The following is a 16902-nucleotide window of genomic DNA, read 5'->3' as shown; positions in this document are numbered from 1 at the left end:
CAATTTCCCTAACGCTGGGCCTCCCTGGATTTTATAACAGGGAGGCAGTTTGCAAATCGGCGAGAATGGGGGAGAGGATCTTATGGGTATTGCTGTCTTTGCGCGATGAAGCAAACACACTAAATTGCGGCAGGGGAAACGGCGTGTTTATTTTTTTCAGCCCATACAGATGAGCATGTGTTGCAAATACCTTTTCCGGGATCACCCCTATACAATGGGTATTGGAGACAATCGTCAGTATCGCCGTAAATGATGAGGTAAGCAGGCAGCGCTCCCCGGTTCTGAATTTTTTATCCACAATGCTGCGATGGTAAATGATTTTTTCATTCTTGGTATTATAACCCACCAGGTTCGCGTTTCTGAATTGCGCTTCACTAATGGTGCTGCCGTATAAAGCGTTATTTTTTGATGCCGCCAGTACCAGCCGCATATCGCATATTTTCTGGCATGAAAGGCTTGCTGACTCAACGGAAAAAGTTGAAAAAACGGCATCTGCCTGGCGCATATTCAATAACTCAATAATGCTCTGTTCATTCAGGTCGGCGGTGAGGTGCAGGAGACTGATATCGGCGTCGGTATCGATTATCCTGGCGGTAACTTCGGGAATGACGATAGGGGAAATAAAAGATTCCGTGTAGAGCGTTAGCCTTTTTTTGGCGGCAGGCGTGGAAAGCGGCATCAGCGACGACAGTTTGTCGATAATTGGGATTGTATTATCATAAAGCTCATCAGAGTAGACCGTCGGTAACAGCGCATTTCCGCTGCGGACGAACAGATTATCCCCCATCATTTCTCGCAGTTTTCTCAGGGACTGGCTGACGGCAGAGGGCGAAATGTTCAACATGTCCGCGACCCTGGAAATGCTGCCGACGCTATAGATCAAGCAGAAAATCGTCAGTAGATTGAGATCAATTTTTGATAGCGTGCGAATTTTCTCTGCATCATTTGCTTTCGACATACACCCCTCATAATCAGCGCCACGGCAGTAATCACATCAGGTATAGCAAAAAATGTCAGGCCAGTCAGACACTGACCATTTTCGCTGAGCACACCGTCTGGAGTTGTAACATTGTAAATTATGTTAATCAATTGAGCTTTGTTGATGTAGGACATCTATTTGTTCAAAAAACAACCATACTATTAAGTTGCACCATGGTTGGAAAGAGGAGGAACAAAGTATGGTTGTTGACAGACTGAGAACCGATCTTCTCAACAAATTGATAAACGCCCGTATCGAACTTGCCGCTTATCTGCTGTTGAGAAAAGCGAAAGGCTACATGTCAGTTAGCGAGAGCGATCGTCTGCGTGATAATTTTTTTGTGCTGAATCGCGAATTGCACGAACAATCACAGCTTCACGGTATGCATCTTGATCAGGAAGAGTGGAATGCCCTTCATCGTGCTGAAGGGGCGTTAGCCGCCGCCGCTGTTTGTCTTATGAGTGGACATCACGATTGTCCAACCTTCATCGCCGTTAACGCAGAGAAACTGGAAAACTGCCTGACAACGCTGACGCTGAGTATCCAGTGTTTGCAATCTTATCCAACGCTGGAACACGTCTGAATCAGGGGGAGGGCGCTCCCCCTTTTCGTTAAGATTATGTAAATATGGCAGGATAATTCCCCTTGCTGGCTACGCTTTATGCAGAGCTATTCAGGAGGTGTTATGCGTCGACTCTTTCTCTGTGCTATTCCACTTGCGCTATTTTCCACTTATGCCGCCGCGGTAAAAGTGGAAGTGCTGCAAACCAAACTCGATCACCCGTGGTCGCTGGCTTTTTTACCCGACAATCGCGGTATGCTCATTACGCTCAAAGGCGGCCAGCTTCGACTCTGGCAGCCAGAGAAGGGGGTTTCCGACCCACTGACCGGCGTGCCCAAAGTCTGGGCAAATGGTCAGGGAGGACTACTTGATGTGGCGTTAGCACCGGATTTTGCACAATCTCGCCGGGTATGGCTGAGCTTTGCTGAAGCTGATAGTGAAGGTAAAGCCGGCACGGCGGTAGGTTACGGGCGGCTGAGCGACGATCTCAAACATCTGCAAGGATTCCAGACCGTTTTTCGCCAACAGCCGAAGCTCTCTACCGGAAACCATTTTGGCGGACGTATGGTATTTGATGGTAACGGCTATCTGTTTATTGGCCTCGGTGAGAATAACCAACGAGCCAGCGCACAGGATCTGGATAAGCTGCAGGGTAAGGTGGTACGACTGACCGACGAGGGGAAAATTCCGCCGGATAATCCGTTTGTGGGCAAGACAGGGGAGCGGGCAGAGATCTGGTCATATGGTATCCGCAATCCGCAGGGGATGGCGATGAATCCCTGGAGCGATACCCTGTGGCTCAATGAGCATGGTCCACGCGGGGGCGATGAAATCAATATCCCGGAGAAAGGGAAAAACTACGGCTGGCCGATCGCGACCTGGGGTGTTAACTACAGCGGTCTTAAAATTCCGGAAGCAAAAGGTCAAATTGTTGCTGGCACTGAGCAACCCATCTTTTACTGGGAAAAGTCACCGGCAGTCAGCGGAATGGCTTTTTATAACAGCGACGCCTTCCCTCAGTGGCGGCAGAAGTTGTTCATCGGCGCGTTGAAAGATAAAGAACTGATTGTGCTGAGCGTCAAAGGGAATACGGTCACCGAAGACGGTCGTCTGTTACAGGAACGGGGGCAGCGGATCCGTGATGTCCGCGTCGGACCAGACGGTTATTTATATGTATTAACCGACGAGTCCGACGGGGAATTACTAAAAGTGAGTCCCTGACCTGGTTAGCTGACCGGGATCATCACGACTTTTTGAAACGCCGGACGCTCGGTCAGTTGTTGATACCAGCGCTCCAGATGTGGGCGCGGGGTCCAGCTCAGGCCAACATTGAACAGGTTGTAGATGAACGGCGCAACGGCGATATCTGCGGTACCAAATTCAGCTCCGGAGAACCATGACTGGTCCGCCAGCGCGTTATCCAGAATGGCAAACAGGTTATCGCAAACCTGAGCGCCCGCCTCGATGGCCGCCGTGTCGCGCTGATCGGCAGGTGTTCTGACCAGACCAAATAAGATAACCCGATGCGCAGGGCTTAGCGTCTGGTTCGCCCAGTCCATCCATTTTTCACCGACAGCGCGCGCAGCCGGAGCATCAATCCACAAACGCTTTTGTCCGTACTGAGCGGCCAGATAGCGGACAATGGTATTGGATTCCCACAGAACAACGCCCGTTTCATCATCGCGTAGCAGCGGGACAAGTCCGTTGGGGTTCAGTGCCAGATAGTCGGCATCGCGGTTACCGCCATGCTGTCCGCCCGCCAGAATTTGGTTATACGGCAGTTCCAGTTCTTCGAGTGTCCACAATACTTTTTTTACGTTGGTCGAGTTATTGCGACCCCACAGTGTAATCATAGTAACCCCGCAAATTAATTGAGCAGCTTTATGGCTGCAGATGCCATCTGACGAGCTCACATGGTGGGGTAAACCTAATATTTACGCAACAAAGTCTAAAAAAATCGTGCCAGGAGCAGCGCAGCGTGGCGTTATTGCATAAACTTTAAAAACTTTACCAACTTACGGTTTCTTTAAGCTCGTTAGTGCGTTATTACTCACCGCACTTATTTTACACGTCATCCATCAGACCTTTTCTGCATGGGTTGGCCGAGGTCGTTTGGCCGGTTTTGTGTAAACACGGTGTGGTATGACGTGGTTTTTTGGAATGGATACTCGGGTGGCATTTATGACGCAATACTTCTCTTCACTTCGCAGCTTTGCTGCAGGTTCTGCACTCTTAATCCTCTTGGCGCCGACCGTACAGGCGGCGGAGCAACCGACGGCCCCACCGAGCGTGGACGCGCGCGCGTGGATCCTGATGGATTACGCCAGCGGCAAAGTACTGGCGGAAGGTAATGCTGATGAGAAACTGGATCCTGCCAGTCTGACCAAAATCATGACCAGCTATGTGGTCGGTCAGGCGCTAAAGGCCGGGAAAATTAACCTCAACGACATGGTCACGGTGGGCAAAGACGCCTGGGCGACCGGTAACCCGGCCCTGCGCGGTTCGTCGGTCATGTTCCTCAAACCTGGCGATCAGGTTGCGGTGTCCGATCTGAACAAAGGCGTTATTATTCAGTCCGGGAACGATGCCTGTATCGCACTTGCTGATTACGTTGCCGGTAGTCAGGAATCCTTCATTGGCCTGATGAACGGCTACGCAAAAAAACTGGGGCTGACCAACACCACTTTCCAGACGGTGCATGGCCTGGATGCCGCAGGACAGTTCAGTACCGCACGTGATATGGCGCTGCTCGGGAAAGCACTCATCCACGATGTACCGGAAGAGTATGCAATCCACAAAGAGAAAGAATTTACCTTTAATAAAATCCGCCAGCCGAACCGCAACCGTCTGTTGTGGAGCACCAACCTGAACGTAGACGGTATGAAAACCGGGACCACTGCCGGGGCGGGATACAACCTGGTGGCTTCCGCAACTCAGGGCGATATGCGCCTGATCTCCGTGGTGCTGGGAGCGAAAACCGACCGCATTCGTTTTAATGAGTCAGAAAAGTTGCTGACCTGGGGCTTCCGCTTCTTTGAAACCGTTACGCCGATCAAGCCGGATGCGACTTTCGTGACCCAGCGCGTCTGGTTTGGCGATAAGAGCGAAGTTAATTTGGGCGCTGGAGAAGCGGGTTCGGTGACCATCCCGCGTGGTCAGCTCAAAAACCTGAAGGCCAGCTTTACCCTCACCGAGCCACAGTTAACCGCGCCGCTGAAGAAAGGTCAGGTTGTGGGCACTATCGACTTCCAGTTGAACGGGAAATCCATCGAGCAGCGTCCGCTGATGGTGATGGAAGACGTTGAAGAGGGCGGATTCTTTAGCCGCATGTGGGACTTTGTGATGATGAAATTCCACCAGTGGTTTGGTGGCTGGTTCTCTTAATCTTCGCGTTTGCCGGGTGACGCTATCGCCATCCGGCAGCATCTCTTAATAAATCAGCTTTATACGTTGCGCTTTCGCGTACTCAACAAATGCCTCGTCAGGACGGCTGTCGCTGATGATGGTATCAAAGCATTTTACTTCACCCATCCTCGCAGGGCGCACCTTACCAAATTTGCTGTGATCGACCACCAGCACGTGATGCTGCGCCATCGACATCGCCCAGTGTTTCACCGGCAGCTCTTCCAGGTTAAAACAGGTCGCGCCTTTCTCAATATGAACGCCTGCCGCGGAATAAAAGGCGATATCCGGACACAGATTGTTCAGCGTTTCCTGGAAATCGAGCGGTTTGAAAATCGCGTTGCTGGCATGGAATTCGCCACCACACAGAATAACGCGGCACTGCGGTTTTTCCTGCAACACCAGAAACGTATTTAACGAGTAGCAGATTGCGGTGAAAGGCAATTCATTGTCGATGGCTTCAATGATCCACGGCGTAGTGGTGCCACAGTCGAAAAAGATGGTCTGGTGCGCCTGAACGAGGCTTGCCGCCTGTTGGGCGGCGCGGCGTTTTTCATCAACCAGCCGGGATTTTTGATCGCTGATTAAATAGTGATTTGCGCTGCGGGGTTCCAGAACAATATAGCCCCCGAGCAGGACGACGGGAGCATCGTTATTATTCAGGTCGCGACGAATGGTCATCTCGGATACACCCAGCAGCGTCGCGGCTTCTTTGAGGTGTAATTTATCGCTGCGTTTCAGCGCCTGCAGTAATTGACCAATACGCTCATCGCGTCGAGTTTCCATAGTTCCCCTGGAGAGTAGAATAAGTGCTCTGTGCCGCGCTTAATATTACTCTTTTTACCGTGGGTTAGTCACGCACCCAGCCTTTACGGATGGGCAGAGCGAAGCAGGCGCGATAGCAATTTTGCAAGCCGAGATACAGGGTTGCGCCAAAGCGCTGCCAGATCATCTGGGCACTCAGACAGCCAATCAGTCCGGCGAGTAATCCTCCCAGCATATCCAGCGGCCAGTGTACGCCAAGGTAGACCCGCGACCAGGCAATTGCTACGGCAACGCCCATCAGCAGAGCGCCCGTCCAAAGGCGATGCCAGAACAGGAAAGCGAGGGCAAAGGTAAAGATAACCGTACCGTGATCGCTCGGGAAAGAGTCATCCGCTGCATGATGCAGGAAGTTGTAACCGATGTGGTTAACAAACGGACGATCGTGGGGGAACAGATGTCCCATCAGCCATGAAATCGTCAGCCCGACGATGAGCGCAATCGCCATTTTGATGACCAACTGACGCTGGAGCATAACCTGGTCGCGTGGCCCCCAAAGCCAAAGTACAACGGCTAACAATGGCACGATGCTAATCAGGTCTTTGGCAATAAAAATCGCCAGCGATATCATCCATTGCGCAGAGTCCGGCGTGGCATTGATGAGATAAAAAAGTGAGTTGTTCAGATTTTCCAGCATAACGTCCAGACTCAGTGTAATCGTTTAAAGGCCCATAGGGGGGAGAGCATAAAATTGCTTTCACGGAATAAAAAGCGGTCTTGTCTTATTTGTCTGCTAAATGACTATTTTTAAGACAGTTAATGAGACTTATTGAGCATGATAGCGGCCTCAACTTAAATTAACCTTAAAGCCAAATCTTCGTGAGCAAATGAGTGTAAAAATGTGCGCATTTTGCTTTCAAATCACATAATTCACTATCACCAGTACGGCGCATTTATTACACTTTGCGCGATTTTTCTATAGTTAAGAGATTGCATGCAGAACCGTTTATCTTCAGGCGCCCGTTTGGGGCGTCAGGCATTACTTTTCCCTCTCTGTCTGGTGCTTTACGAATTCTCTACTTATATCGGCAACGATATGATCCAGCCCGGAATGTTGGCGGTGGTGGAGCAATATAACGCCGGATTAGATTGGGTACCCACATCGATGACCGCCTATCTGGCTGGCGGCATGTTTTTGCAGTGGTTGTTAGGACCGCTGTCGGATCGTATTGGACGTCGCCCGGTGATGTTAACCGGTGTGCTGTGGTTCATTGTGACCTGCCTTGCGACCCTGCTTGCGCAGAATATTGAGCAGTTTACCTTCCTGCGTTTTTTACAAGGGATAAGCCTGTGCTTTATTGGCGCGGTGGGTTACGCCGCAATTCAGGAATCCTTTGAAGAAGCGGTGTGCATAAAAATAACCGCGTTGATGGCAAACGTAGCGCTGATTGCGCCACTTCTGGGTCCGTTGGTCGGCGCAGCCTGGGTACATATTCTGCCGTGGGAAGGGATGTTTATCCTGTTTGCCGCTCTTGCCGCCATCTCCTTTTTTGGTCTGCAACGGGCGATGCCGGAAACGGCAACCCGACTTGGCGAAAAGTTATCCATTAAAGAGCTGGGCAAAGATTATAAGTTGGTGCTGAGGAATGTGCGCTTCGTGGCTGGCGCGTTGGCATTGGGGTTTGTCAGCCTGCCGTTACTGGCGTGGATTGCGCAGTCGCCGATTATCATCATTAGCGGTGAACATCTCAGCAGCTACGAATATGGCCTGTTGCAGGTGCCGATTTTTGGCGCGCTGATTGCCGGTAACCTGGTTCTGGCGCGCCTGACTTCGCGCAAAACCGTACGTTCGCTGATTATCATGGGCGGCTGGCCAATCGCCGTCGGGCTGGTGATTGCCGCAGCGGCCACGGTGGTATCATCCCATGCATATCTATGGATGACGGCAGGTTTGAGCATCTATGCGTTTGGCATTGGCGTGGCGAATGCGGGACTGGTACGTCTGACGCTGTTCGCCAGTGAAATGAGTAAAGGTACGGTTTCCGCCGCCATGGGGATGTTGCAGATGCTGATTTTTACCGTTGGTATCGAGCTGAGTAAACACGCTTATCTGCTGGGAGGGAACGGTTTGTTCAGCCTGTTCAATCTGGCAAGCGGCGTACTGTGGCTGATTCTGATGGTTATCTTCCTGAAAGATAAACGGGTAGGGGATTCACGGGAAGGTTAAAGCCCGGTTGCCCGGGCCTGGCGACAACTTAGTGGTGATCGTCAATCTGATGTTCGATAACCATCCCTTCACCAACGCTTGCAACATGTCGCGCATAAGGATGTGCGCGATAAACAGGAGCCGGGGCAGGTGCCGGAGCAACATACACCGTTTGCGGCGCGGAAGTCACGCTGACCGCCTGCGGAACGCTGACGGAAGAGGGTACAACCACCACCTTGTAACCGCTGGGAACATCAACAGTAACGCTTTGCGCAAATGCTGTTCCCGCAAAACCCAGCAACAATGTCGCCATCAGTATACTTTTCTTCATAATCCGCTCGCCTGAAATATTCACCGGAAGTAATAATCCAGTGGGTTAATTTGAGGCGGATTATGAATAGATCATGCCATTATTTTGTTGCCGTCTGTGCTGAGGCATTAATGCGTAAACGGTGCTTCATTCTTTAACACGCGGTCGATAATATCCAGCACAGCCTCTTCGTTGTTCGACCCCGCGCGATATTTAGCCGCCTGGATAACCGGCTCATGGGCGTTGGCCATTGCAAAACTAAATCCTGCCTGACGCAGCATCTCAATATCATTTCCGCCATCGCCAAACACAACAACCTCATCGTCGTTAATATTCCAGCGGTGTTGCAGCAGGCGCAGACCATTTGCCTTATGCACGCCGGGAATAATTAAATCGATACTGCCGTAGCCGGTATGCACCGGCACCATAATGTCGCCAATGGCTTCATGCAGATCAGCCTGCACCTGCGGGATACGGTCGTCGGAAATATTCAACCCGAACTTGAAGAAAACGTCGTTAAGATCGTCAAAATTATCTACAAATTCAAGACGATGATAATACATGGCGGAAACAGTTTTATGCTCGTCGCTGTACTGCTTCAGCGTATAGGCGCTGCTTTTACCACAGGCGATAATGTCGATGTCCGTGCGGGTCAGCAGATGTTGCACGATGGCATGAAAATCGTCTTTCGCCAGCTCGCCGTTAAAAACATCTTCGCCTTCACTGACCACCCAACCGCCATTTTCGGCAACAAAAGAGATTTCACTGGCCAGTTCAGGGAAAAAGGAGATGAGCTGGTAATACTGGTTGCCGCTGGCGACCACGAAGCGGATCCCTTGTTCTTTCATCTGACGATATTGCGCCATAAAGCGCTCACGGTTATAGGTTTTTTGGTCGCTTAAAAATGTGCCGTCCATGTCGACCGCAATTAATTTGATACTCATTAGCTGTTCTCCATCACAGTGGTATTTTTGAGATCTGGTTTCGCCACCGCTTTTGCGACGATGGCGGCGACAAGCACCAGCGCCAGCACCACCAGCATAGCGCTGCGCAGGCCGTAGTGTTCACCCAGGTAGCCCAGCAGTGGCGGTCCTACCAGGAACGCCAGATAGCCGGTCGTTGCGACAACGCTGACGCGGGTTGGCGCATCGGGGCCGGTGTCGCTGGCAGCCGAAATGGTCAACGGGAAGCCCAGTGATGCGCCGAGTCCCCACAGAATAACGGAAACACCTGCCACCCAGGAGCTGTCGACAAAAATAATCAGGCTAATTCCGAGTGCGCCCATCAGCGCACTGGCACGCACCACCGCGACGCGGCTATAGCGGTCGATGAACCAGCCGCCGGTAAATCGTCCAACGGTCATACCCAACGTAAAGCCGGCATAAATCAGCGAGCCTGATGTCGGGCTAAATCCATGTCCGTCCACCATTAGCAGCGGAAGCCAGTCGTTGGCGGAACCCTCAGCAAATGCCATCGCCAGCACCACGACGCCAATCAGCAATAGCTGGATATCGCGATAAAAAGGCAACCCTTTTTCGCCGGAGTGAGTTCCGTCAGCGGCATTTTTACCCGTGCCGTCAGGAATCGCTTTGATAGCGATGAAGATAGGGGTGATTGCAACCATCGCCGCCAGCAGAATATGCGCGGTCGCCGGGACGCTGAAGGCGGTAAGCATCATTCCGACCCCTGCCCCTGCCAGCGTTCCCAGGCTGTAAAAACCGTGCATCATCGGCAGCACGGTTTTATTCATTTCGCGCTCAACTGCCGCACCTTCGACGTTGATGGCGACTTCTGCCGCGCCAAAACTGGCACCAAATACGCCCAGGCCAAACGCGAAAAGCCAGGCGGAATGCAGCCAGAGCGCCCCGCTGAGGATTGCCATTCCGAGAACTGCGCAAGACATGGTGGTGCGGATCACTTTACGCGTGCCAAATCGTTTCACCAGCCAGGCCGAACAAAGAATGCCACTCATCGAACCGATAGAGAGTCCAAATAGCACCGCGCCCATTTCGGCGGTGGAGATGGAGAGAATATCTCTGATGGCAGGGGTACGCGTTGCCCAGGAGGCCATTAATAATCCTGGTAAAAAGAAGAACGTGAACAGCGCCCAGGTACGACGTCTTAAGGCTTTGCGTGATGAGATGCCAGTCATGAATTCGAGCCAAAGAAAAGAGGAAAGAAGACAACATTAGCAAGGTTGTGTACATTTGTACACAAATGCAAGAAGAGGTAATGCAGTGCGACGTGCGAACGATCCGCAGCGGCGGGAAAAAATAGTTCAGGCAACTCTGGATGCGGTAATAGCCCATGGTATTCATGCGGTTACACATCGCAAGATTGCGACAATTGCTCAGGTGCCCCTAGGGTCTATGACCTATTACTTTTCGGGTATCGATGAGCTTTTGATGGAGGCGTTTGGCCGTTTTACTGACAGGATGCTGCTGCAGTATCAGGCCTTTTTTGCCGACGTTAAGGATGCGTCGCAGGCTTGCCAGGCTATTACCGATATGATTTACAGCTCTCAGGTCACCACGCCTGACAACATGGAGCTCATGTATCAGTTATATGCCTTCGCCAGCCGTAAACCGGCGCTAAAAACGGTGATGCAAAACTGGATGCTACGCAGCCAACAAACGCTGGAGCAGTGGTTTGACCCGGTGACGGCGCGGGCGCTGGATGCGTTTATTGAAGGGATGACGCTGCATTTTGTCACGGACAAAAAACCGCTGCAGCGAGAAGATATTTTGCTGATGGTGGAGCGTATAGCGGGCTTGTCCGCGACAGTCAGCTCTGGGTAGCGCCCCCGGTAATATTCACCACCGTGGCGGTGATTGCTGCTGCATGGTCTGAAGCCAGAAAGGTCATTACCTCAGCAATTTGAGCAAGCGTAGGCAGGCGCCCGAGCATGGTGCTTTGCGCCGCGCCCGCTAACCATTGATCGACGGTTATACCCATTGATTGCGCTTTTGCGGAGAAAATCTCTCCGGTATACGAGCCGGCCGCTACCGCGTCCACAATCGCATGTGATCGCACGCCGACGACCCGAACATTTGCCGGCCCCAGTTCGCTGGCGAGCGCTTTAATAAATGCCTCTGTTCCCGCACAGCCGACGATGTGACCCAGATGTCCAGGCATCGCCATCGGGGCCGCGGGCGCGACAACGGTGAGAATGACACCCGCTCGATCGCCGCCCATGTGCGGCGTTACAGATTTTGCGATATTGAACTGCGCCGAGAGGAAAGGGGTGATACCGCCCATAAACTCAGGGAGGGATAATGCCTCAATGCGCTTACCCTGCTCATGCATAAAGCCGGTCGCGTTAACTACCACATCTATTCCACCGGTTTGCTGCGCAAGTTGAGTAATTTGTTTTGATGCGTCGTGTTCGTCGAGTACTTCGGTGATAAAGGTATCGACGGTACCGCCTGCTGTTCGAAGGCGACTGGCCGTCCAATCCAGCTTTTCCTGACTGCGCGCGCCCAGGTACACATGGGCACCTTCGCGCGCCATGGCCTGCGCAACCGCACTACCAATAGCCCCGCTGCCACCGAAGATCACCGCGACTTTGCCTGCGAGCAACATAGCTTACTCCCGTCACCATTAAGCACCGAGTAAAAGTATGTGCCATAACCGGCGTGCTGCAAATATAGGGCGACATTTCCGGGGTGGAAGGAGGGAGGCAAAATACAGGCAACAAAAAACCCATCAACCTTGAACCAAAACGGCGGGGTTGATGGGCTCCACAAATTGGGGACATCAAAGAAAAGCAGTGGCAATAGTTATGACTGACGCCTTGAAGAAAAGTTCTGCTTACCTGCAAAAAATTTTCGTTAAAGGGTAAATCTCAGCGCTAACCAAGGCCAGGCCAGACAATGACGATGAGTGTCCCCGCTAATGTCAGCAGAACGTTGGCAATCGCGTAGGTCCCGGCATAGCCTAATGCGGGGATGTTACTGCGAGCCGTGTCGCTGATGATTTCCATTGCCGGAGCGCAGGTACGCGCGCCCATCATGGCGCCAAACAGCAGGGCGCGGTTCATACGTAATACGTAAGCACCGAACAAGAAACAGATGACAACCGGCACCAGGCTGACCACCAGACCGGCAATCAGCATTTGACCACCGACAACGCCAAGGCCATTGCCAATGCCGCTGCCCGCGCTTAAACCGACGCCTGCCATAAATACCATCAGGCCAAACTCTTTGACCATGTTCAACGCCCCCTGCGGGATATAGCCAAACGTTGGGTGGTTGGCACGCAGGAAGCCCAGCATGATCCCGGCGAACAGCAGTCCAGCCGCATTCCCGATGCCGAAGCTGAAATTACTGAACTGGAAGGTGATCATCCCGATCATCAGACCGATGATAAAGAAGGCGCAGAAGGCCAGGAGATCGGTCACCTGACTGTGAATGGAAATGAAGCCGATACGGTCGGCAATGGTTTTCACGCGGCGGGCATCCCCACTGACCTGTAGCACATCACCTTTATTAAGCACGACGTTGTCATCGATAGGCATTTCAATCTGGCTACGGATCACGCGGTTGAGGAAACAGCCGTGGTCGGTCAATTTCAACTGGGCCAGGCGACGGCCAACGGCATTGTGGTTTTTCACCACAATTTCTTCAGTGACGATGCGCATATCGAGCAGATCGCGATCGAACACCTCTTTCCCATTACGGAAGCTGGGGTCGAGGCGGGCATGTGCGTCCGGATAACCCACCAGGGCTATTTCATCGCCCATTTGCAGTACCGCGTCGCCATCCGGGTTGGCCAGGATGCCGTTGCGACGGATGCGTTCAATATAACAACCGGTCTGGCGATAGATACCCAGTTCGCGCAGATTTTTGCCATCGGCCCATGCCACCAGCTCCGGACCAACGCGATAGGCGCGGATCACCGGCAGATACACTTTGCGGTTGGCGTCTGTGTCCAGACCCCGTTCACGTGCGATTTGTTGGGCGCTGGTTTGCAGGTCCTGATGCTGAAGTTTTGGCAAGTAACGCGCACCAACAATCAGACTGACCAGACCAATCAAATAGGTGAGGGCGTAGCCGAGGCTCAGGTTATCAAGGGCAGTTGAAAGCGATGTTCCCGACATTCCCGAATGGCGCAAGGTGTCACCTGCGCCGACCAGCACCGGCGTGGAGGTCATCGAGCCAGCCAGCATACCCGCCGTCAGGCCGATGTCCCAGCCAAACAGCTTACCCAGCCCCAGGGCGATCAGCATTGCGCTACCGACCATCACCAGAGCAAGCATTAGATAATTTTTCCCATCGCGAAAAAAAATCGAAAAAAAGTTGGGGCCGGCTTCGACGCCGACACAAAAAATAAACAGCATAAAGCCGAGATTTAATGCGTCAGTGTTAATACTAAAGTGCTGCTGACCTAATAATAGGGACACCACTAAAACGCCAATGGAATTACCGAGTTGGACTGAACCCAGGCGTAATTTACCCAGACACAGGCCCAGTGCCAGGACCACAAATAATAACAGGATGTAATTCCCATTTAACAAATCTGCGACGTTTATATTCACGGAGACTAACTTCTTGTTTACTAGTAAGCTATTGAAAGAAATGGCAATTTACGCTAATGTTTTTGCCAGAAATTAAGGGGGCGACAGCTTCGTACACAGCCCCGAATAATGCAGCGTAACAATATATGCGGCTAGTTTAATCTCATTACGTATCAACGGCTATAAGAATCGTGTGAGTGTGTTTTTGGCATGGAATGCCAGGTTACTTTATCTGACTGGACGCCTGCGGGCGAAAAGAGTGTTCGATAGAGAATGTGTCAGGAGGAACGATTGAAACATAAGCAAAGTTGGGCGGGTGCGGTCTGCTGCTTTGTGCTCTTTATTGTGGTGTGTCTTTCATTAACGCTGAACGTGAAAGGGGCATTCAGGGCGGCAGGGCATCCTGAGGTCGGATTGTTGTTTTTTATCCTGCCTGGTGCTGCAGCAAGTTTTTTCTCCCATCGTCGGGAGGTGCTCAAACCCCTTCTTGGTGCCATGTTGGCGGCGCCGTGCTGTCTGTTACTGATGCGGTTCGTTTTTATGCCGACGCGTTCATTGTGGCAAGAGCTGGCGTGGTTGTTTAGTGCGGTGTTTTGGTGCGCGCTTGGCGCATTATGTTTTTTGTTTATCAGTAGCCTGTTCAATCAGCATCAACGACGGAAAAAGAACTGATGACGCCCTCCAGCGGAGGGCGTAGAAACAGCTATCAGGCGAACAGATTCATGTTCTCTTTTGCCCACGCTTCAAAATCCGTGCAGCCGCCGATGTGTTTTTGATCAACAAAAATCTGCGGAACGGTTTCGACTGGCTTACCTACCGTCTTTTCCAGATCGGCTTTCGTAATACCTTCGGCATGGATATCAATGTAGCGGAAGTTAAAATCGTCATGCTCATTGCTTAATTTTTCTGCTAATTCTTTTGCGCGCACGCAATACGGGCACCCTGGACGACCAAAAATAACGGCAAACATCTCTCTCTCCTCGAACTTATCAGGCCGGATGGCAATACTGTTTATGATGCCGCGATTTGTGACGGATGAAAAGCAGGTTCAGCCTGTTGCTTTGATATCCTCAAGCTATAACTGTTAAACACGACAAGCCGGAACGTTTTATAATGAAAGCCATTTTGCCGGGAGGCCGCTTATGCGCACAATTGGTACATTACCCAAAAGCGTATTGATGCTGGAAATCATAGGGATGGTTTTGTTATCGCTGGCGTTGCTATCGCTTAACGATTACCTCTCTTTACCCGCGCCGCTTAGCAGTCCGTTAGCCTGCGTGGTGATGATATTTCTGGGTGTGCTGCTGATGCTCCCCGCTGCGGTGGTATTAACGTGGCGTATTGCTCAACGGCTTGCGCCGCAGCTGATGTCACGAGCCCCCGGCGATTCTTCCCGTTCAGACAGAGAAAAAAGAGATGACGCCAACCATTGATCTACTTCGTAGCCATCGTTCCATTCGCCATTTCACCGATGATACCATTTCGGATGCGCAGCGAGAGGCGATAATTGCCGCCGCTCAGGGTACATCAAGTTCCAGTTTTTTACAGTGCACGACGATTGTTCGCATAACGGATAAAGCCCTGCGTGAATCACTGGCTACTTTATCCGGTGGACAAAAACATGTGGCGCAGGCCGCTGAATTCTGGGTATTTTGCGCTGATTTTAATCGCCATTTGCAGATTTGCCCTGACGCGCAACTCGGGTTGGCGGAACAACTGCTGCTGGGCGTGGTTGATACCGCGATGATGGCGCAAAACGCGCTAACAGCTGCAGAGTCTTTGGGGCTTGGCGGCGTGTTTATTGGCGGCCTGCGTAACAACATTGAGCCAGTCACCGAACTGCTGAAGCTTCCGCAACACGTTCTGCCGCTGTTTGGGCTGTGTCTCGGCTGGCCTGCCGATAACCCGGATATCAAGCCGCGTCTGCCCGCATCGCTTGTGGTGCACGAAAACCAGTATCAGCCGCTCAATAAAGAGGCTTTGTCGCAATATGATGAGCAGCTCGCGCAGTACTACCTGACCCGAGGCAGTAATACGCGCCGTGACACCTGGAGCGACCATATTCGCCGTACCATCATTAAAGAAAGTCGCCCCTTTATCCTGGAATATTTGCATAAACAGGGATGGGCCACGCGCTAAAGATTTTAACCCAGTGTATGATACGCCAGCTTTTACCAGGTCATTCAGAGAGGTGCAGGGTGAAAATTGCCATTTTATCCCGGGACGGAACGCTCTATTCTTGTAAACGCCTGCGTGAAGCGGCGATGCATCGCGGTCACCTGGTAGAAATTATCGATCCCCTTTCTTGCTATATGAACATTAGCCCGGCGGCGTCCTCTATTCATTACAAGGGCCGGCAGCTTCCCCATTTCGACGCGGTGATCCCAAGGATTGGTTCAGCGATTACCTTTTACGGTACGGCGGCGTTGCGCCAGTTTGAGATGCTGGGTAGCTATCCGCTGAATGAATCAGTAGCGATTACGCGGGCGCGCGACAAGCTGCGTTCGCTGCAGTTGCTGGCGCGTCAGGGCATCGATTTACCCATCACCGGGATCGCCCACTCTCCGGACGATACCAGCGATATGATTGATATGGTTGGCGGCGCGCCGCTGGTGGTGAAGCTGGTTGAAGGCACGCAGGGGATTGGCGTGGTACTGGCGGAAACGCGCCAGGCCGCAGAAAGCGTGGTGGATGCCTTTCGTGGGTTGAATGCCCATATTCTGGTTCAGGAATATATCAAAGAAGCGAAAGGGCGAGATATTCGCTGTTTCGTGGTAGGTGACGAGGTGGTGGCGGCCATTGAGCGCCGGGCGAAAGAGGGCGATTTTCGTTCTAATCTCCATCGCGGCGGGGTTGCCACGATTGCGAACATTACGCCGCGCGAAAGAGAAATTGCGCTCAAAGCCGCTCAGACAATGGGCCTGGACGTTGCAGGCGTTGATATTCTGCGCGCTGAACGTGGGCCGCTGGTTATGGAAGTCAACGCGTCTCCCGGACTTGAAGGGGTGGAGAAAACCACCGGAATAGATATTGCCGGCAAGATGATCCAGTGGATCGAGCGTCACGCTACGCCTGAATTTTGCCTTAAAATCGGCGGCTAAGCACAATATCGATTTCGATCGTGGTATGACACGATCTTTTTGCGTAAGCTGTGCCGGTATTTTTT

The 16902-nt window shown here is 52.0% G+C and carries 19 protein-coding genes; 9 read left to right on the top strand and 10 right to left on the bottom strand.

The window, feature by feature from the left end:
- Window positions 1–31: 31 nt before the first annotated feature.
- Window positions 32–958 (bottom strand): LysR family transcriptional regulator, encoded by a 927-nt coding sequence (locus WHR59_RS15900; protein ID WP_047412423.1) that lies wholly within the window; start codon window positions 956–958, stop codon window positions 32–34.
- Window positions 959–1178: 220 nt separating this feature from the next.
- Here WHR59_RS15900 and bssR point away from each other — a divergent pair, with 220 nt between their 5' ends.
- Entirely contained in the window at window positions 1179–1562 is a 384-nt protein-coding gene (gene bssR / locus WHR59_RS15895) for a biofilm formation regulator BssR (RefSeq protein WP_006685335.1), read from the top strand.
- A gap of 102 nt (window positions 1563–1664) precedes the next feature.
- Window positions 1665–2762 carry a PQQ-dependent sugar dehydrogenase gene (locus WHR59_RS15890; protein ID WP_181230597.1) on the top strand — a complete coding sequence of 366 codons (1098 nt, stop codon included), beginning with the start codon at window positions 1665–1667 and terminating at the stop codon, window positions 2760–2762.
- 5 nt (window positions 2763–2767) lie between these two features.
- Here WHR59_RS15890 and WHR59_RS15885 read toward each other — a convergent pair whose 3' ends face one another.
- Entirely contained in the window at window positions 2768–3394 is a 627-nt protein-coding gene (locus tag WHR59_RS15885) for a glutathione S-transferase family protein (protein WP_075144939.1), read from the bottom strand.
- Between the two features lie 328 nt (window positions 3395–3722).
- On the opposite strand from WHR59_RS15885, the gene dacC reads away from it, so the two are divergent.
- Window positions 3723–4925, top strand: a complete 1203-nt coding sequence (gene dacC, locus WHR59_RS15880) for a serine-type D-Ala-D-Ala carboxypeptidase (protein ID WP_032944358.1) — start codon at window positions 3723–3725, stop codon at window positions 4923–4925.
- Between the two features lie 45 nt (window positions 4926–4970).
- Here the strand turns inward: dacC and deoR are convergent, their stop codons facing one another.
- Entirely contained in the window at window positions 4971–5729 is a 759-nt protein-coding gene (deoR, locus tag WHR59_RS15875) for a DNA-binding transcriptional repressor DeoR (RefSeq protein WP_047412413.1), read from the bottom strand.
- Window positions 5730–5793: 64 nt separating this feature from the next.
- Window positions 5794–6402: an undecaprenyl-diphosphate phosphatase gene (ybjG, locus tag WHR59_RS15870; protein ID WP_043015719.1), complete on the bottom strand. Its 609-nt coding sequence runs from the start codon at window positions 6400–6402 to the stop codon at window positions 5794–5796.
- 297 nt (window positions 6403–6699) lie between these two features.
- Between ybjG and WHR59_RS15865 the strand changes: the two genes are divergently transcribed.
- On the top strand, window positions 6700–7932 hold the full coding sequence (locus tag WHR59_RS15865) for an MFS transporter (protein ID WP_043015720.1): 1233 nt from the start codon (window positions 6700–6702) through the stop codon (window positions 7930–7932).
- Window positions 7933–7960: 28 nt separating this feature from the next.
- Here the strand turns inward: WHR59_RS15865 and WHR59_RS15860 are convergent, their stop codons facing one another.
- The 3 genes from WHR59_RS15860 to WHR59_RS15850 all read right to left on the bottom strand — a co-directional run bounded on the left by WHR59_RS15860 (window position 7961) and on the right by WHR59_RS15850 (window position 10373).
- Window positions 7961–8242 carry a hypothetical protein gene (locus WHR59_RS15860; RefSeq protein WP_043015721.1) on the bottom strand — a complete coding sequence of 94 codons (282 nt, stop codon included), beginning with the start codon at window positions 8240–8242 and terminating at the stop codon, window positions 7961–7963.
- 107 nt (window positions 8243–8349) lie between these two features.
- A complete protein-coding gene (locus WHR59_RS15855; protein ID WP_043015722.1) occupies window positions 8350–9165 on the bottom strand; it encodes a Cof-type HAD-IIB family hydrolase in 816 nt (271 codons plus the stop codon).
- Entirely contained in the window at window positions 9165–10373 is a 1209-nt protein-coding gene (locus tag WHR59_RS15850; RefSeq protein ID WP_047412405.1) for an MFS transporter, read from the bottom strand. Before WHR59_RS15850 ends, WHR59_RS15855 begins: the two co-directional genes overlap by 1 nt.
- An 85-nt stretch (window positions 10374–10458) precedes the next feature.
- On the opposite strand from WHR59_RS15850, the gene WHR59_RS15845 reads away from it, so the two are divergent.
- The gene (locus WHR59_RS15845; RefSeq protein WP_043015724.1) at window positions 10459–11019 is read left to right on the top strand and encodes a TetR/AcrR family transcriptional regulator; all 561 of its coding nucleotides are present in this window, start codon (window positions 10459–10461) and stop codon (window positions 11017–11019) included.
- Here WHR59_RS15845 and WHR59_RS15840 read toward each other — a convergent pair.
- Together WHR59_RS15840 and WHR59_RS15835 are read right to left on the bottom strand one after the other, a co-directional pair.
- A complete protein-coding gene (locus WHR59_RS15840) occupies window positions 11006–11803 on the bottom strand; it encodes an SDR family NAD(P)-dependent oxidoreductase (protein ID WP_087051497.1) in 798 nt (265 codons plus the stop codon). The two genes, WHR59_RS15845 and WHR59_RS15840, sit on opposite strands and share 14 nt — an antisense overlap.
- Before the next feature lie 268 nt (window positions 11804–12071).
- Window positions 12072–13757: an aspartate:alanine antiporter gene (locus WHR59_RS15835; RefSeq protein WP_043015726.1), complete on the bottom strand. Its 1686-nt coding sequence runs from the start codon at window positions 13755–13757 to the stop codon at window positions 12072–12074.
- A 270-nt stretch (window positions 13758–14027) separates the two neighbouring features.
- Here WHR59_RS15835 and WHR59_RS15830 point away from each other — a divergent pair, with 270 nt between their 5' ends.
- A complete protein-coding gene (locus tag WHR59_RS15830; protein ID WP_043015727.1) occupies window positions 14028–14408 on the top strand; it encodes an inner membrane protein YbjM in 381 nt (126 codons plus the stop codon).
- Between the two features lie 34 nt (window positions 14409–14442).
- Here WHR59_RS15830 and WHR59_RS15825 read toward each other — a convergent pair whose 3' ends face one another.
- Entirely contained in the window at window positions 14443–14706 is a 264-nt protein-coding gene (locus tag WHR59_RS15825; RefSeq protein WP_016152408.1) for a GrxA family glutaredoxin, read from the bottom strand.
- 172 nt (window positions 14707–14878) lie between these two features.
- Here WHR59_RS15825 and WHR59_RS15820 point away from each other — a divergent pair, with 172 nt between their 5' ends.
- The 3 genes from WHR59_RS15820 to rimK are packed head-to-tail and all read left to right on the top strand — an operon-like array spanning window position 14879 to window position 16837.
- Entirely contained in the window at window positions 14879–15169 is a 291-nt protein-coding gene (locus WHR59_RS15820; protein ID WP_080625477.1) for a YbjC family protein, read from the top strand.
- Complete coding sequence (nfsA, locus tag WHR59_RS15815; RefSeq protein WP_043015729.1) at window positions 15153–15875, top strand: nitroreductase NfsA; 723 nt, start codon at window positions 15153–15155, stop codon at window positions 15873–15875. Before WHR59_RS15820 ends, nfsA begins: the two co-directional genes overlap by 17 nt.
- 59 nt (window positions 15876–15934) lie before the next feature.
- The gene (rimK, locus tag WHR59_RS15810; RefSeq protein ID WP_043015730.1) at window positions 15935–16837 is read left to right on the top strand and encodes a 30S ribosomal protein S6--L-glutamate ligase; all 903 of its coding nucleotides are present in this window, start codon (window positions 15935–15937) and stop codon (window positions 16835–16837) included.
- Window positions 16838–16902: the final 65 nt, after the last annotated feature.

This window comes from Citrobacter europaeus (assembly GCF_037482245.1).
Lineage (GTDB): Bacteria > Pseudomonadota > Gammaproteobacteria > Enterobacterales > Enterobacteriaceae > Citrobacter > Citrobacter europaeus.
Note: the sequence above shows the minus strand (reverse complement) of the source record. Positions and strands in the feature narration are given on the sequence as shown.

What these genes read in the sequence shown, in the direction of transcription:
- WHR59_RS15900 (WP_047412423.1), bottom strand. Translation starts at nt 958, where the DNA reads ATGTCGAAAGCAAATGATGCAGAGAAAATTCGCACGCTATCAAAAATT.
- bssR (WP_006685335.1), top strand. Translation starts at nt 1,179, where the DNA reads ATGGTTGTTGACAGACTGAGAACCGATCTTCTCAACAAATTGATAAAC.
- WHR59_RS15890 (WP_181230597.1), top strand. Translation starts at nt 1,665, where the DNA reads ATGCGTCGACTCTTTCTCTGTGCTATTCCACTTGCGCTATTTTCCACT.
- WHR59_RS15885 (WP_075144939.1), bottom strand. Translation starts at nt 3,394, where the DNA reads ATGATTACACTGTGGGGTCGCAATAACTCGACCAACGTAAAAAAAGTA.
- dacC (WP_032944358.1), top strand. Translation starts at nt 3,723, where the DNA reads ATGACGCAATACTTCTCTTCACTTCGCAGCTTTGCTGCAGGTTCTGCA.
- deoR (WP_047412413.1), bottom strand. Translation starts at nt 5,729, where the DNA reads ATGGAAACTCGACGCGATGAGCGTATTGGTCAATTACTGCAGGCGCTG.
- ybjG (WP_043015719.1), bottom strand. Translation starts at nt 6,402, where the DNA reads ATGCTGGAAAATCTGAACAACTCACTTTTTTATCTCATCAATGCCACG.
- WHR59_RS15865 (WP_043015720.1), top strand. Translation starts at nt 6,700, where the DNA reads ATGCAGAACCGTTTATCTTCAGGCGCCCGTTTGGGGCGTCAGGCATTA.
- WHR59_RS15860 (WP_043015721.1), bottom strand. Translation starts at nt 8,242, where the DNA reads ATGAAGAAAAGTATACTGATGGCGACATTGTTGCTGGGTTTTGCGGGA.
- WHR59_RS15855 (WP_043015722.1), bottom strand. Translation starts at nt 9,165, where the DNA reads ATGAGTATCAAATTAATTGCGGTCGACATGGACGGCACATTTTTAAGC.
- WHR59_RS15850 (WP_047412405.1), bottom strand. Translation starts at nt 10,373, where the DNA reads ATGACTGGCATCTCATCACGCAAAGCCTTAAGACGTCGTACCTGGGCG.
- WHR59_RS15840 (WP_087051497.1), bottom strand. Translation starts at nt 11,803, where the DNA reads ATGTTGCTCGCAGGCAAAGTCGCGGTGATCTTCGGTGGCAGCGGGGCT.
- WHR59_RS15825 (WP_016152408.1), bottom strand. Translation starts at nt 14,706, where the DNA reads ATGTTTGCCGTTATTTTTGGTCGTCCAGGGTGCCCGTATTGCGTGCGC.
- WHR59_RS15820 (WP_080625477.1), top strand. Translation starts at nt 14,879, where the DNA reads ATGCGCACAATTGGTACATTACCCAAAAGCGTATTGATGCTGGAAATC.
- nfsA (WP_043015729.1), top strand. Translation starts at nt 15,153, where the DNA reads ATGACGCCAACCATTGATCTACTTCGTAGCCATCGTTCCATTCGCCAT.